The sequence below is a fragment of the Pantoea sp. SM3640 genome (genome assembly GCF_015654165.1).
Classification (GTDB): Bacteria; Pseudomonadota; Gammaproteobacteria; order Enterobacterales; family Enterobacteriaceae; genus Pantoea; species Pantoea vagans.
Genome location: NZ_CP064872.1, coordinates 516,806 through 531,588 on the forward strand (window position 1 = coordinate 516,806; position 14,783 = coordinate 531,588).

At 55.9% G+C, this 14,783-nt stretch carries 15 protein-coding genes; 13 read left to right on the forward strand and 2 right to left on the reverse strand.

What is annotated here, in order from left to right; genetic code table 11:
• Positions 1-38: 38 nt before the first annotated feature.
• Positions 39-896: an SDR family oxidoreductase gene (locus tag IV493_RS02495; protein WP_013359004.1), complete on the reverse strand. Its 858-nt coding sequence runs from the start codon at positions 894-896 to the stop codon at positions 39-41.
• 98 nt (positions 897-994) lie between these two features.
• Between IV493_RS02495 and IV493_RS02500 the strand changes: the two genes are divergently transcribed.
• The 8 genes from IV493_RS02500 to IV493_RS02535 all read left to right on the forward strand — a co-directional run bounded on the left by IV493_RS02500 (position 995) and on the right by IV493_RS02535 (position 8,144).
• On the forward strand, positions 995-1,375 hold the full coding sequence (locus IV493_RS02500; protein WP_013359003.1) for a helix-turn-helix domain-containing protein: 381 nt from the start codon (positions 995-997) through the stop codon (positions 1,373-1,375).
• Between the two features lie 782 nt (positions 1,376-2,157).
• Positions 2,158-3,570 (forward strand): cytochrome ubiquinol oxidase subunit I, encoded by a 1,413-nt coding sequence (locus IV493_RS02505; protein WP_013359002.1) that lies wholly within the window; start codon positions 2,158-2,160, stop codon positions 3,568-3,570.
• A 1-nt stretch (position 3,571) separates the two neighbouring features.
• Entirely contained in the window at positions 3,572-4,576 is a 1,005-nt protein-coding gene (cydB, locus tag IV493_RS02510; protein ID WP_013359001.1) for a cytochrome d ubiquinol oxidase subunit II, read from the forward strand.
• Between the two features lies 1 nt (position 4,577).
• Positions 4,578-4,751 (forward strand): DUF2474 domain-containing protein, encoded by a 174-nt coding sequence (locus IV493_RS02515; protein ID WP_071822193.1) that lies wholly within the window; start codon positions 4,578-4,580, stop codon positions 4,749-4,751.
• A 330-nt stretch (positions 4,752-5,081) separates the two neighbouring features.
• Positions 5,082-5,951 (forward strand): helix-turn-helix domain-containing protein, encoded by an 870-nt coding sequence (locus IV493_RS02520; protein WP_195857682.1) that lies wholly within the window; start codon positions 5,082-5,084, stop codon positions 5,949-5,951.
• Between the two features lie 230 nt (positions 5,952-6,181).
• A complete protein-coding gene (locus IV493_RS02525) occupies positions 6,182-6,364 on the forward strand; it encodes a hypothetical protein (protein ID WP_223811653.1) in 183 nt (60 codons plus the stop codon).
• Positions 6,365-6,705: 341 nt separating this feature from the next.
• Positions 6,706-7,533 carry a siderophore-interacting protein gene (locus IV493_RS02530; protein ID WP_370584675.1) on the forward strand — a complete coding sequence of 276 codons (828 nt, stop codon included), beginning with the start codon at positions 6,706-6,708 and terminating at the stop codon, positions 7,531-7,533.
• Positions 7,534-7,604: 71 nt separating this feature from the next.
• Positions 7,605-8,144 (forward strand): PadR family transcriptional regulator, encoded by a 540-nt coding sequence (locus IV493_RS02535; RefSeq protein WP_195857683.1) that lies wholly within the window; start codon positions 7,605-7,607, stop codon positions 8,142-8,144.
• Here IV493_RS02535 and IV493_RS02540 read toward each other — a convergent pair whose 3' ends face one another.
• Positions 8,145-8,441 carry a SelT/SelW/SelH family protein gene (locus IV493_RS02540; RefSeq protein ID WP_013358996.1) on the reverse strand — a complete coding sequence of 99 codons (297 nt, stop codon included), beginning with the start codon at positions 8,439-8,441 and terminating at the stop codon, positions 8,145-8,147.
• A 239-nt stretch (positions 8,442-8,680) separates the two neighbouring features.
• Between IV493_RS02540 and IV493_RS02545 the strand changes: the two genes are divergently transcribed.
• The 5 genes from IV493_RS02545 to IV493_RS02565 are packed head-to-tail and all read left to right on the forward strand — an operon-like array spanning position 8,681 to position 14,718.
• On the forward strand, positions 8,681-11,053 hold the full coding sequence (locus IV493_RS02545; RefSeq protein WP_195857684.1) for a TonB-dependent receptor domain-containing protein: 2,373 nt from the start codon (positions 8,681-8,683) through the stop codon (positions 11,051-11,053).
• A gap of 48 nt (positions 11,054-11,101) precedes the next feature.
• Positions 11,102-12,133 carry a hemin-degrading factor gene (locus tag IV493_RS02550; protein ID WP_195857685.1) on the forward strand — a complete coding sequence of 344 codons (1,032 nt, stop codon included), beginning with the start codon at positions 11,102-11,104 and terminating at the stop codon, positions 12,131-12,133.
• Positions 12,130-12,951, forward strand: coding sequence for a hemin ABC transporter substrate-binding protein (locus IV493_RS02555; RefSeq protein WP_013358993.1), 822 nt, complete (start codon positions 12,130-12,132; stop codon positions 12,949-12,951). The genes IV493_RS02550 and IV493_RS02555 overlap by 4 nt, the downstream gene beginning before the upstream one ends.
• Positions 12,944-13,942 carry an iron ABC transporter permease gene (locus IV493_RS02560; RefSeq protein WP_147790037.1) on the forward strand — a complete coding sequence of 333 codons (999 nt, stop codon included), beginning with the start codon at positions 12,944-12,946 and terminating at the stop codon, positions 13,940-13,942. The genes IV493_RS02555 and IV493_RS02560 overlap by 8 nt, the downstream gene beginning before the upstream one ends.
• Positions 13,939-14,718 (forward strand): heme ABC transporter ATP-binding protein, encoded by a 780-nt coding sequence (locus IV493_RS02565; RefSeq protein ID WP_147790036.1) that lies wholly within the window; start codon positions 13,939-13,941, stop codon positions 14,716-14,718. Before IV493_RS02560 ends, IV493_RS02565 begins: the two co-directional genes overlap by 4 nt.
• The last annotated feature ends 65 nt before the right edge of the window (positions 14,719-14,783 follow it).

Sequence of the window (14,783 nt, forward strand, 5' to 3'; positions counted from 1 at the left end):
AGTGAGCGGGCAGGGTTGCCCGCTCAGAGAGAGCTGGATTAAGTGTTCGCCAGTGCTGCGCGGATCACCGCCTGCCAGCTTGTGGTCGGGCGACCGATCAGTTTGCTCAGCTGACGCGAATCATCAAACAGGCCACCTTTTTCTGCACCGGCATCAGAATCCGCCAGCATCTCCGCCAGACCCTCTGGCAGGCCAGCGCCTTTCAGCGCGGCGGCAAAGTCAGCCTGAGACAGATTGACGTAATCGACCTTCTCACCACTCTGTGCGGCAATCTCCGCAGCAAATTGCGCCAGCGTATAGCTGTCGTCGCCGGACAGCTCATAGACTTTGCCCGCCTGATCGTCACGAGTCATTACTTCAGCCGCCGCTTCAGCATAATCCTGTCGGGCAGCCGACGCGATGCGGCCTTCACCTGCCGCGCCGATAAACGCATGATGTGCCAGCGCCGGAGGAATGCTGGCGGCATAGTTCTCGGTGTACCAGCCGTTGCGAAGCAGGGCGAACGGGATGCCTGCGGCTTTCAGCAGCGCTTCAGTCGCGCGATGTTCAACACCTAAACCTAGCGGTGAGGTATCCGCATGCAGCAGACTGGTGTAGGCGATAAAGCCCACGCCTGCAGCCTTTGCAGCGTCGATGACAGCTTTATGCTGCGCCTCACGCTGGCCCACTTCACTGCCCGAGATCAGCAGCAGCTTATCCACGCCTGCAAAAGCGGCCTCCAGCGTCTCTGGCTGGCCATAATCGGCCTGGCGGACAATCACGCCCAGCGCAGCAAGATCGGCCGCTTTGGCGGGCGTACGCACAGCGGCAACAATTTCTGCCGCCGGAACTTTTTTCAGTAATGCATCGATAACGATTCGGCCCAGCTGGCCGGTGGCACCTGTAACTGCAATCATGGGATGACTCCTGTGGCTGTTGGTAAAATCCAGACTAGGGTATAAACTAATTTTTAGTAAGTACTTACAGAATTGTTAGTTTGAGGTACGCAGGTTAAATGTCTGAAAAATTGAGTGAAAAATTTAGTCGTGGTGAACTGCTTAACGTTAATTGTCCGTCGCGCGACGTACTGAAACGGGTGACCAGCCGCTGGAGCGTACTGATTCTGCTGGCCCTGCAGGGCCAGACGCTGCGCTTCAGTGCGTTGCGCCGGGCGGTCGGTGGCGTCAGTGAACGGATGCTGGCGCAGAATCTGCGCTACCTGGAAGAAGATGGCTTCGTGCAGCGCATCGCTTACGATGTCGTACCGCCGCACGTGGAGTATCGTCTGACCCCGCTTGGCCGCGAAGTCAGTGAACAGGTGGTGGGGCTGGCGGACTGGCTGGAGCTGAACCTGAGCCGGATTCTGGCACAGCGTGAAAAATCTGCAGCTGAGTAAAATCCCCCGCCTGTCAGCCATCCCGTCGTGAAGGTGTGGGGATGCTGGCAGGAGATTTCTGATCTGTTCTTCTCTCCCATTTCTCTCACTGAAACCGGAATAACGTAACGGCAGCGAAAATAACCCAAGCGGTTTTTTCGCCTCTTTGCTGGTTATTAAATCATTTCATCAGGCTCTGGCCCGGAATAACCGACTGCTTCGGATGCGCTGTTAATTCAGTCCAGCTTTTTGACCCATTTTATTAACATCTCCCGTGGCGCTTAAAGGCGCCGCTCTGGCTATTTTTTGCCTGGGTGCAGGTCTGAATTAGCAAGGGTAATGCAAAAAAATAAACAAATCGGTGGTGGTACTCATTTACTGATTTAACTCGTTAAAAAATAAGATTATTTAATTTATTTGCTCTCAAATTTGACCTTTCTGAAATCAGGGTTTATAACAAAATAACGTCTGAAAACAGCCGGTTGAGGGCTTTTTTTAGTCAGGATTTGCTTTGCCGATGTGAATTTTTAAAGTGACAAATACCGTAACATTAACGACACATAAATACGCTCTGATTAACCTTTAAGCCTTATTTTTAAATAAGTAATTCCCGTTAAAAACAATGATCAAAATCAACAAAGACTGTTATAGTTTTCATTAACCCCACTGTTTCTGTTTCCTCGTCGCGAATAGTTCTAAATTTGCGGCAGGAATTTCAATAAGCGCAGAGAAGTCAGCGCATCAGGCTTAAGTTGTTAATAATAAGTAAATACATGGTGTTCTATGTGGCAAAGAGGTAAGCAATGTTCGGATTAGATGCCTTTCATCTGGCCAGGATTCAGTTCGCATTTACTGTTTCCTTCCATATTATCTTTCCCGCCATCACCATCGGTCTCGCCAGCTTCCTGGCCGTACTCGAAGGTATGTGGCTCAAAACCCGCGATCAAACCTATCGCGATCTCTACCATTTCTGGTCCAAAATCTTTGCCGTTAACTTCGGTATGGGTGTGGTGTCAGGGCTGGTGATGGCTTATCAGTTCGGCACGAACTGGAGCGGCTTCTCAGAGTTTGCCGGCAGTATCACTGGTCCGCTGCTGACCTATGAAGTGCTGACGGCGTTCTTCCTGGAAGCGGGCTTCCTGGGCGTGATGCTGTTTGGCTGGAATCGCGTAGGTCCGGGTCTGCACTTCTTTGCCACCTGCATGGTCGCCCTGGGTACACTGATTTCGACCTTCTGGATCCTGGCCTCTAACAGCTGGATGCATACGCCGCAGGGCTACATCATTCAGAATGGCATCGTGGTTCCGCAGGACTGGTTCAAAATCGTCTTTAACCCCTCTTTCCCTTACCGGCTGTTCCATATGTCGGTGGCAGCGTTCCTGGCGAGTGCCTTCTTTGTCGGTTCATCGGCGGCCTGGCATCTGCTGAAGGGCAACAATAATCCTGCCATCCGCAGGATGTTCTCCATGGCGTTATGGATGGCGCTGATCGTCGCGCCGATTCAGGCGATGATTGGTGATGCTCACGGTCTGAACACACTGGAGCATCAGCCTGCCAAGATCGCGGCGATTGAAGGTCACTGGGAAAACCCGCCGGGTGAAGCCACACCGCTGATCCTGTTTGGTATTCCCGACATGGAGCAGGAGCGCACCAAATATGCGCTGGAAGTGCCTTATCTCGGCAGTCTGATTCTGACGCACAGTCTGGACAAGCAGGTTCCGGCGCTGAAGTCGTTCCCGAAAGAGGATCGACCTAATTCAACGGTAATTTTCTGGTCCTTCCGCGTGATGGTGGCGCTGGGCCTGCTGATGATCACACTGGGCGTGGTCAGCCTGTGGCTGCGTTTCAAAGGGCGTCTTTATGAGTCGCGTCCGTTCCTGTGGTTTGCACTGTTGATGGGTCCATCGGGTCTGATTGCGATTCTGGCAGGCTGGTTTACCACTGAAATCGGTCGCCAGCCGTGGGTGGTTTATGGCGTGCAGCGCACCATTGATGCGGTCTCGGCACATGGCGATATGCACATGAGCATCAGCCTGCTTGCCTTTATTCTGGTCTACAGCTCGGTGTTTGGCGTGGGGTATCACTATATGATGCGTCTGATTAAGCAGGGACCGGTTGTCGGCGAAGGTCATATCACCGAAGAGGGTGGACCGGGTCAGAAGAAAACGCCAGCGCGTCCACTTTCCGCTGCCACCTTTAAGGATGGAGACCACTAAGATGATCGATTTTTCCGTTATCTGGTTTGTGATTATCGTCTTCGCAACCCTGATGTATATCGTGATGGATGGTTTCGACCTGGGCATTGGTCTGCTGTTCCCGTTCAACAAAGATGCTGGCGAGCGCGACATGATGGTGAATACCGTCGCGCCGGTCTGGGATGGTAATGAGACCTGGCTGGTGCTGGGGGGCGCAGGCCTGTTCGGTGCATTCCCGCTAGCCTATGCAGTCATCGCTGATGCACTGTCTATTCCGCTGACCGCCATGCTGATCGGTCTGATTTTCCGCGGCGTTGCCTTCGAGTTCCGCTTTAAAGCGGTGGAAGGCCATCGTGCATTCTGGGACAAATCGTTTATTGCCGGTTCGATCATCGCCACTTTCAGTCAGGGTGTGGCGGTCGGTGCATTGCTGGATGGTATTCCGGTTGAGGGACGCCGCTTTGCCGGTTCCGCAATGGACTGGCTGGCACCGTTCCCGCTGTTCTGCGGCGTGGGTCTGGTGGTGGCCTATGCGCTGCTGGGCTGTACCTGGCTCATCATGAAGACCGAGAATGAACTGCATCGTAAGATGTCTGCGCTGGCGACGCCGCTGGTGATTGCGCTGTTGGTGATTATTGGCATCGTCAGCCTGTGGACGCCGTTTGCGCATGCCGACATCTCTCATCGCTGGTTCAGCACGCCAAATTTGTTCCTGTTCCTGCCGGTTCCGGTGCTGGTGCTGCTCTGTTCGTGGGGCATTATTCGCGCCATCAAACGCGAGGCGCACTATTCACCGTTCCTGCTGACGCTGGCGCTGATCTTCCTCGGCTTCTCCGGACTGGGCATCAGTATCTGGCCAAATATTATTCCGCCATCCGTGACCATCTGGGCCGCTGCGGCACCTCCGCAGAGTCAGGCCTTTATGCTGGTGGGTAGCCTGCTGATTATCCCGATGATCCTGGGCTATACCTTCTGGAGCTACTACGTGTTCCGTGGAAAAATCAAAGCAGACGCAGGATATCATTGATATGAAAAGCCTCAGCAGCATGAAAGACCACAATCACACCGCAGAGACAAAAGCACCGTGGTGGAAGCGTGTGATGTGGCTGGTGTTTATCTACGCCGCCAGCGTGCTGGCGCTGGGCGTTGTCGCCTCGCTGTTCCGTATGATGATGACTGCGGCGGGAATGCGTAGTCATTAATTGTCGTGACGACTGCGAGTATTGATAACGAGCAAGCTCAGGGAGCATACGCCCTCCGCAAAGACGCAAAAACACCATCCCTGGCATGCTCAGCGCGGGCCATCCATGGCCCGCGATGCTTTGCTCCTGGCGTATGCTCCCATCGCTTTACATTCTGAGTTGTCTGAGGCTGACGTCAGTCAGCCTTTTTTAGTTAGTAACCTAAGCAATTAATGCGGAATCGCCCCGAACAGGCGCGTGCGCCTTACCCTTTCCTTACACCGATTCGCAATTTTTGTTATTCTTTTGTAACGAAAATTCCAGTCCTAACCCGCGTCGTAAATCGCCATCATGCTCAGTCAGGCTATTAAAAAACAGCACATTAACGATCTGGTCGAGTGGATAGAAGCCAACCTCACCGACGATCTCAATATCGATCAAATCACCCTGAAATCAGGTTATTCCAAATGGCACATGCAGCGCATGTTCAAGGAGATGACCGGACAGACGCTGGCGGCATATACCCGCAAACGGCGTCTGACGATGGCGGCCATGGCGCTGCGTCTGACACGCATGACGCTGATCGATATCGCCGTACGTTTTGGCTTTGATAACCAGCAAAACTTCACGCGGGTGTTCAAAGGCCACTTTTCACTGACGCCTGGCGCGTTTCGCCGTATTCCTCACTTGCCGGTTAAAAACTTCCATGGCCGCATTCTGGTGCGATCGCTGGCAGAGCGTGCGATGCTGGTGGAACGTGAGGAAGAACTGTATCTGTGCGGAGAGACACTGGAGTGGGAGTGCAGGTTTGGTGAGTATATTGCCGACCACGATCACCGGGTGGCAGAGCAGGCACGGCATCTGGTCGCGCTGGCGGGCAGCCATGCGACGCACGGCTGGTTAGGCTTTCAGTATGGTCCCGGCCATAGCTCTGCTGACCAGCAGAATATCAGCCTGTTTCAGGCGCTGGCACCACAACATGCCGGGCTGCTGGGTGACAATACTGCCAGCTGGAGCGAGGTGTGCGGCCTCTATGCGTCGATCCGCTGGAGCGGCAGGCCGGAGCAGCTGACGCGCTTTATCGAGGATATTTACTATCAGCATTTGCCCATGCTGGGCGTGTCGCGCCGTCCGGGCAAAGACCTGTTGCGTCTTGATTTTGCGCACTGTAAGCCCGACTGGCTCAGCGGCGTTTTTTCTATTCCGGTGATGCAGGCGTAGCTGGCAGGGCAGGGGCGATCGCTTCTGCTCCTGCCAATGCATCTTTCGTGCGATAAACCGTGACAAACCGCACGATTTTATAAAATAAGTTGCCATTCTGGCGTAAAATCCTCCCCCGAAACCCTGCCATATCTGAATCATCGTACTTCTGTGGCAGGGCTGGAACATTCATCTGCATTTCAGGCCTTTTCTGGCCAAAACGACAATCGAAGACAACTATGCGACGCTTAATGATTTCCCTGATCCTGGCATTGCCTGCAATGGCGATGGCGCAGCAGGCTGAGCCTTTCTCACCGCCTGCCGGACTGCATCCGCACTCTCAGGTTACCCAGCATGAAATTCTGGGTGATGGTGAACTGCCGGATCACACCAGCAGCAATGCCTCCCTTTCTGGATTCAACGACACGCTGTAAGTGTTGATGCGCTGCCAGAACCGGCGGCGCGAGATGATGCCCGGCTCGTCAGGAGCCGGACAGCTTCTGCCTGATTTACCTGCTCATACTCTGCACCTGCGGCTTCCTCTCTGAGGCCCATTCACCTGCATCTGAAACAGTCTTTACCTGCATGCTGCATCTCTGATGTTTCTCATTTATACCGCTTCCCGTTCATATCTCCTCGTTTAGGACACTGCTTAAAATATATCTTAAGTTGCAGAATCGCATTTTTCGTTCTTGTGCCGAAGATATATCATAGCTAATCTTGTCGCTTCAGATGAGAATGATTGTTATTCCATTGTTGTTTAATCATGGCGGGTATGCCCCTGACTATCGGGCATAAGCCCTGTTTCAGGAGAGAGATTTTGACTACAACAGCCGATAAGCGCACGCCGCAGCGGGTCCGCAATGAACTGCGTTTTCGCCATATTCAGGTCGCCAGTAAAACCAGGATTGCCGGGAAATTCTGGCGCATCCGGTTCAGCGGCAGCGATCTGGCAGGCTTTACGTCGCCAGGCTTTGATGACCACATCAAGGTGTTTTTCCCTGCTGCTGAAGGCGAAACACTGGCTCTGCCACAGATTACCGACGCAGGCATTGTCTGGCCGGAAGGTTTACGTCCGCAGGCGCGTGATTACACGCCGCTGGAATTCGATGGTGAATCTTCACTGACCCTCGACTTCTATATTCATCAGCAGGGCGTGGCCAGTGACTGGGCCGCGCAGGCGCAGGTGGGCGATAAACTGATTGTTGGTGGGCCACGCGGCTCGCTGGTGGTGCCGACCGATTACGCATTTCAGCTTTACGTCTGCGACGAAACCGGGCTGCCCGCTTTTGCCCGCCGTCAGCGTGATGCCCGCGCCCAGGCGCTGCATCTCTATGCCTTTACCGATGAAGCGACCGGTCGCGACTATTTAGCGGATACGGCAGACGTAACGACAAACTGGCTGGGCAGCGGTCAGATGCAAAAAGCGCAGTTCAGCCAGCTGATTACCCGGCTGGATCAGATCGCTATTCCGACGGAGGATTACTTTATCTGGCTGACCGGCGAAGGTGAGTTTGTCAAAGCGCTGTCTGACTACTTTACCTCGCAGCGTGGTCTCGACAGCGACTTCGTACGGGCGGTGGCCTACTGGCATCAGAAGTAAGCCGCGCTGGCAATTGAGTTTTGCCAGATGGCGGACTACCATCACTCTCCTTTTTTTCAGCAGGGCAGGTCATGAAACAGCATCCGACGTCCACTTCATCTGACGAACAGACTTCGCGCGCAGGCGGCTGCAGCGGACGACGTAAACGACGTGAAAAGATGCTGGAAGCGAGTGAGATTCGCCTGCTGATGCTCCATTTCCTGGCGCAGAATGCGGCGCACGGCTATGAGCTGATCAAGTCTGTTGAGGAGTTGTCAAAGGGAGAGTATTCGCCCAGCCCGGGGATCATCTATCCCAACCTGACGCTGCTGGAAGAGATGGAGGCGATTCAGGTCGTGGATGCGCAGGCAGCGCGTAAAGCCTACCGTCTGACGGCGGCTGGCGAGGCGCAGCTGGCGGATAATCGCGAAACCGTAGCCAGCCTGATTACGCGGCTCTCTACGCTGGCGATCGTAGTCAATAACCGCAGCATTCCTGCTGTGGAGCAGGCGATTCACGGGCTGAAGATGGCTCTGAATCAACGACTGGCGCAGGAAGATATTTCAGAAGCCGCGCTGCAGACGCTGATTAAGGCGCTGCACTACGCGGCTGATAAAATCACCCACAGTTAATCAGCTGATTTCACTCTTATTCTTGTCGATGTGGCCCAGGGTACGATCCGGGAAACAGATGTCGCGCACGCGCTGTTTCAGGGTAGTCGCATCCGGGAAACCACCGTCCCGCTTACGTTCCCACAGCAGATGACCATCCAGCGTAATCTCAAAAATACCGCCGGTGCCGGGTTTCAGCGTGACCTCTGCCAGATCCTCGGCGAAGGTATGCAACAGTTCCTGTGCCATCCACGCTGACCGCATCAGCCAGTTGCATTGCAAACAGTAGTGAATAACAACCACAGGTTTTTGCGCCATAACTCTCTTCCTTTACGTATTGATAAATGCAGATGCATTCGGGTTAACAATTTGTGCGCTGTGGTTTATGTCTTAATGTAAATAGGATTGATAATGATTATCAGTTGCATTAAATTCGCGGCGATAATGATTACACCCGCATGATGTTCTGACTTTTTACGGCTTTTATGCAGAGCCGTTTTTTATGTTCCAGCAAGCAAGTGAGCGAATACTAACAATTAATCAGGTAATTCGCGCCTATGTCACCACGTTTTCGGAGATTGACGCAACCGCGTCTGTCTGAGCTGGCGTTGCTCGCCACCTTTATCAATACCACCTGCACCTATGCTGCGGGCAGTGAACCTGCCACGCTGACCCTTTCCGACCGCTATGGCAGCAGTGCTGAACCGGTAATGACGGTGAATGCACCGGAAATTAAACAAACGGCGGGCAGTAAAACCACGCTCTCTGCCAGCGATCTGCAGCAACGTGGCGCTACTGATTTTGGATCGATCATGCGTTATGAACCGCTGATCAGTGCCACCGGCACCAGTGGCGGCTCCTCAGCCGGTAAGAGCGGCTTTGACCGGGCCGGTTACACCGGCTACAACATTCGTGGTTTAGAGAGCAACCGCGTGGGTCTCGATGTGGATGGCATTCCATTACCGCAGGCCACCGGCCGCAGCTATGTGGGACGAGCCGGTCTCGACAGCTTTGGGATTGGCCGCGATTACATCGATCCCTATATGTTTGGTCATATCGGAATTGAGAAGGGTGCCACGGCAGTGGATCAGCCGAATAACTCGATTGGCGGCAATGTCTCGTTCCGCAATAAATCCCCGGATGACTATCTGCATCCCGGTAAAGGCAACTATTTCGGTTATCAAAGCGACTACGACTCCGCCAGCCGCAGCTGGCACAACGGCGTTACGGCAGCAGCAGGCGATGATACGCTGCAGGGAATCTTTGTTTACAGTCGTCGTGACGGCCAACAGACCCGCAACAACAGCGACACGGTTGATGCCTATCCAGCCAACTGGCATTCCGATGCCTTTATGACCTCGGGCATCTGGCAGCCCAATGATCTTCACAAGCTCAGCGCGACTTTCGATTACTATCACAAAACGCACCACAGCCATTACGACAGCTGGAGCACGTCCGGCAATACGGTCTGGGGAACGGCGCAGCAGCAGAGCGATACACGACGCTGGGGCATCAGCCTGGTGGATGAGTACACGCCTTATAATGACCTGATCGACAGTCTGACAACCCGCGTTTACTGGCAGCAGACCCAGGCACATGACAACACCTTTATGCCGTCAGGTGCCACCACCTGGCAAACCGTCTACTCCGACTACAACAGCGACAGCTACGGTTTTGACACCCGCGCGCTTAAAAGCATCGGGCGACATGAACTGAGTGCCGGGCTGAATGCGCGTCTGGTGGATACCGAACGGCCTTTCCGTCAGTCGCCTGCGGCGAGCGCCACCAGCGTGATCATGCAACCGCAGGCTAACAGCCGCAGTTATACGGTTGGCGGTTATCTGCAGGATACCATCAGCTTCGATGCTGACGGACACCGTGCGGCTATCGTGCCGGGCGTGCGTGTGGCGTATCAGAACACCCGCCCACGCGATGTGGCGACACTGACGACAAACAGCAGTGTGCTCGACGCCAGCGAAGTCTCCGCGCTCTACGGTTCGCCAAACAGCGACACTCAGGTGTTGCCGTCGATCGCCTTCCAGTACGATCTGACCCCGGCATTGATGACTTATCTGCAATATACCCGTGGCGCGCAGTTCCCTAACGACTCTCAGCTCTATGGCTCATGGAACCTTGGCTCCAGCTATGCCGGTCCCGCGCAGTATGCGCTGATTGGCAATGCCGATCTGAAAACCGAAACCAGCAACAACTACGAATGGGGTATAAAAGGGCAGGTTGCAGAGGGCGTGACGCTTAACGCTGCCGCGTTCTATAACGACTACAAAAACTTCATTGCCTTTACCCGCTACAGCCGGGCGGCCAATCCGGGTAAGTTCGTCAATGTACCCAGCAACATCTATACCACCTATCAGGCGGAGAACCGCGACAAAGCCTATATCTATGGGGCTGAAATCAGCAGCAAGGTGAACTTCGGCAGCTGGTTCAGCGAGGTCGAGGGGCTGAGCGCTAATCTGGCGTTTGGGTACACCCAGGGTGCGGCGAAGTCGAGCTACCTGGGAGACCGCTACGTCGACCTGGAGAGCGTTGCGCCGATGAAAGCAATTGTCGGACTCGCCTGGGATGATGAGGCGCGCGGCTATGGTGCTGCCGTCACCGCCACGTTTGTTAAAGGTAAGAAAGCCAGCGCCACAAATCGCAACAGCTTTACCAACACCGGCAACAGCCTGACTGACTCCAGCACCGATTACATGCGGGTGCCGGGTTATGGCCTGGTGGATATGACGGCCTACTGGCGCGTCACGCACAACGTCAGGTTAAGCGGCGGGCTTTACAACATAACCGACCGTAAATACCGGGATTACCTCAGCAGCCGTCAGCTGACCAGCGCCACCCAACAGGATCGCAACGACCAGGCACTGGCCATAATGCCGGGTCGTACTTTCCAGTTAGGTGTTAATGTCGATTTTTAATCACCGCCGCCCTGCGCTGATGCAGGGCATGACTAAGAGAAGCGAACCATGAACCCGATTTATCAGCACTATCTCGCCCTGAAGAGTGAACATCCGAAGAAATATGCCCGCGATCTGGCCACGCTGATCGGTATCAGCGAAGCGGAACTGTGTGAAGCGCGTATCGGCGTTGATGCCGTGGCGCTGAAACACGATTTCCCGGCGCTGCTGAAGGCGCTGGGCGCGGTCGGCGAGACCAAAAACATTACCCGTAACGCTTATGCGGTGCATGAGCATCTGGGCGAATATCAGAATGTGCAGATCGGCGCACATGGCGGCCTGGTGCTGAATCCCCGGGCGCTCGACCTGCGTCTGTTTGTCGGACAGTGGTTCAGCGCCTTTGCCCTGCAGGAGACAACCGCGAAGGGCGTACGTCACAGCATTCAGGTCTTCGATCGTCACGGCGATGCGGTGCTGAAAGTTTACGTCACGGAGCAGACCAACACGGCGGCATGGCACGCGCTGATCGCCGACTTCACTGACGCCGCTGCGACGCCGCTGGTGGTTGAGCCGGTTACCGCTGCTACTCAGACAGAGACTATTGATGCCACCACGATTGACCGTGAATGGCGCGCCATGACCGATGTTCATCAGTTTTTTGCCCTGCTGAAGCGCCATAAGGTCTCACGGCCGCAGGCGTTCCGCGCAGTGGGTGAGGATCTCGCCTGGCAGACCGGCAACGATGCACTTGAGCGTGTCCTGGAGATGGCACAGCAGGCGGGCAACGAAATTATGATTTTTGTCGGCAACCGTGGCTGTACCCAGATTTTCACCGGCAAAGTAGAGAAGCTGGTACCTATGGATAACTGGCTCAACATCTTCAATCCCCGCTTCACGCTGCACCTGATGGCGGACCAGATCAGCGAAAGCTGGGTTACACGCAAACCCACCGGCGATGGCTTTGTGACCAGCCTGGAACTGTTCGCCGCCGACGGCACGCAGATCGCCCAGCTCTATGGACAGCGTACGGAAGGCACGCCAGAACAGGCCTGCTGGCGTGAGCAGGTGAACGCACTTCGCATGCCAGGAGCGGCGGCATGAAACACCTGAGTCTGTTGTGGCTGCTGCTGACGCTGCCCTCACTGGCCGCGGAGCGGGTGGTGTCGATTGGGGGTGACGTCACCCGGATTATCTACGCACTGGATGCTCAGTCACAGCTGGTAGCGCGCGACAGCACCAGCCTGCGTCCGGCGCAGGCTGCCCGGCTGCCGGATGTGGGCTATATGCGCCAGCTGAATGCCGAAGGTATCCTGGCGCTGAAGCCGACGCTGGTGCTCGCCAGCGCGCAGGCAAAGCCGTCGCTGGTACTACAACAGATTGCCCGCGCGGGCGTCAGGGTAGTGACGGTCAGCGGCGACAACAGTCTGCAGGCGATCCCGCAGAAAATTATCACGGTGGGTCAGGCGCTGCAGCGTGAAAGCGAAGCTCAGGCCCTGGTGCAGCAAATAACGCAGCAGATTCGCCAGTTGCCGCAGCAATCGCTGCCGGTGAAGGTGCTCTACATCATGGCAAACAGCGGCATGAAAACGATGGCGGCCGGAAATCAGACCGCAGCCGACGGCGCTATTCGCAGCGCCGGGCTGGAGAATGCCATGGGTTCAGTGCCGCACTATCAGGCGCTGTCGCAGGAAGGCGTGATCGCCGCCGCGCCAGATCTGGTGATGATCGGCGAGGATGGCCTGAAAACCCTGGGTGGTGAAGCGCAACTGTGGCAGTTACCCGGCCTGGCGCTGACGCCAGCCGGACAGCAGCATCGTCTGCTGATCATTGATACCCAGGCGCTGCTGGGATTTGGCCTTGATACGCCGCAGGCAATAATGAAATTGCGGCAGGCTGCGGAATCGCTGAACCATGATTAATGGCAATGCGCTGCGGGGTCTGACGCTGATGCTGATTTTCCTGCTGGTGGCGATGGTAGTGGCGGCGAATCTGGGGGCGATGTCGCTGTCGGTGCGGGCGCTATGGCAGGCACCGCTCAGCGATCTCATCTGGCAGATCTGGCTGAATATCCGCCTGCCACGCGTGCTGCTGGCGGTGGCGATCGGTATGGCGCTGGCGGTATCTGGCGCGGTGATGCAGGGTGTTTTCCGTAACCCGCTGGCCGATCCTGGCCTGCTGGGTATCAGCAGCGGCGCGGGGCTGGCGGTCGCGCTGGCAATCGTTATTCCACTGGCGTTGCCACCCCAGCTGGCACTGTGGCTACCGATGATTGCCGCCTTCATCGGCAGCCTGCTGGTTACGCTGCTGATCTTCAGTTTCAGTCGGCTGGCAGAGGGCAATCTCTCCCGGCTGTTGCTGGTCGGCATTGCGATTAATGCGCTCTGCGGTGCGGCGGTCGGCGTGTTGTCGTGGCTGAGCGATGACCAGCAGCTGCGTCAGCTGTCACTGTGGGGGATGGGCAGCCTCAGCCAGGCGCAGTGGCCTGCGCTGCTGATCTGCCTGCTGCTGATTCTGCCTGCGTTGCTGCTGTTACAGAGCCGTGCCCGCCATCTCAACCTGCTGCAGGCAGGTGAAGAGGATGCGCACTACATGGGAATTGATGTGAAGCGTACCCAGCATGAGCTGCTGATCCTTAGTGCGCTGCTGGTCGGTACGGCGGTCTCGGTCAGTGGCGTGATCGGCTTCGTGGGATTAGTGGTGCCGCATGTGATGCGCTTTTGTCTTGGCAGCGATCATCGCTGGCTGCTGCCCGGTTCAGCGCTGGCAGGCGCGATTCTGCTGCTGCTGGCCGATACGCTGGCGCGCACACTTGTGGTTCCGGCAGAAATGCCGGTCGGGCTGCTGACCAGCCTGATTGGTGGCCCCTGGTTTCTCTGGCTGATCCTGCGTCAGCAGCGAGGATTTGAATGATGGAGATGTTAGAGGCGACGGGACTCTGTCTGGCGCGCGACGGCAAAACCGTTATCGATAATCTTGACGTTACGCTGTCAGGTGGAGAGCGGGTGGCGCTCATCGGGCCTAACGGCGCAGGTAAATCAACACTATTGCGGCTGCTGAACGGATTTTTAGCGCCCGACCGGGGCGAGTGCCGTCTGGGCGATCGTGTGTTGTCCGCATGGCCGCGTGAGCAGCTGGCGCGACGCCGGGCCGTGATGCGGCAGCAGAACAACCTGACTTTTACCCAGTCGGCGCAATCGGTAGTGGCGATGGGCCGTGCGCCGTGGCCTGAGAAGCAGACGTCGCAGATTGTGGCTGAAGTCATGCAACTCACCGGCTGTGATTCGCTGGCGTATCGCGATTACCGCCAGCTCTCCGGCGGTGAACAGCAACGGGTGCAGCTGGCGCGGGTGCTGGCGCAGCTCTGGCAGGATGGAAGACCGCGCGGCTGGCTGTTTCTGGATGAGCCGACCTCGGCGCTGGATCTCTTCTGGCAGCAGCAGACTCTGCGTTTATTACGTCAGCTGACGCGCACGGGTGATCTCACCGTCTGCACCGTGTTACATGACCTTAATCTGGCGTCATTATGGGCCGATCGCATACTGCTGCTGCACGCGGGCAGACTGGTGGCTCAGGGATCGCCGCAGACGGTGATGACTGAAAAGACGCTGACGCGCTGGTATCAGGCTGATTTGCAGGTGGTGTCACATGCAGAGAGTGGGAAGCCACATATCCAGCTGCGGGTTTAGACCGTTTCGCTTTAAAAACATTGCCTTGCGTGCTTTTAATCACTGATTTTGCGCTATACCTGGTG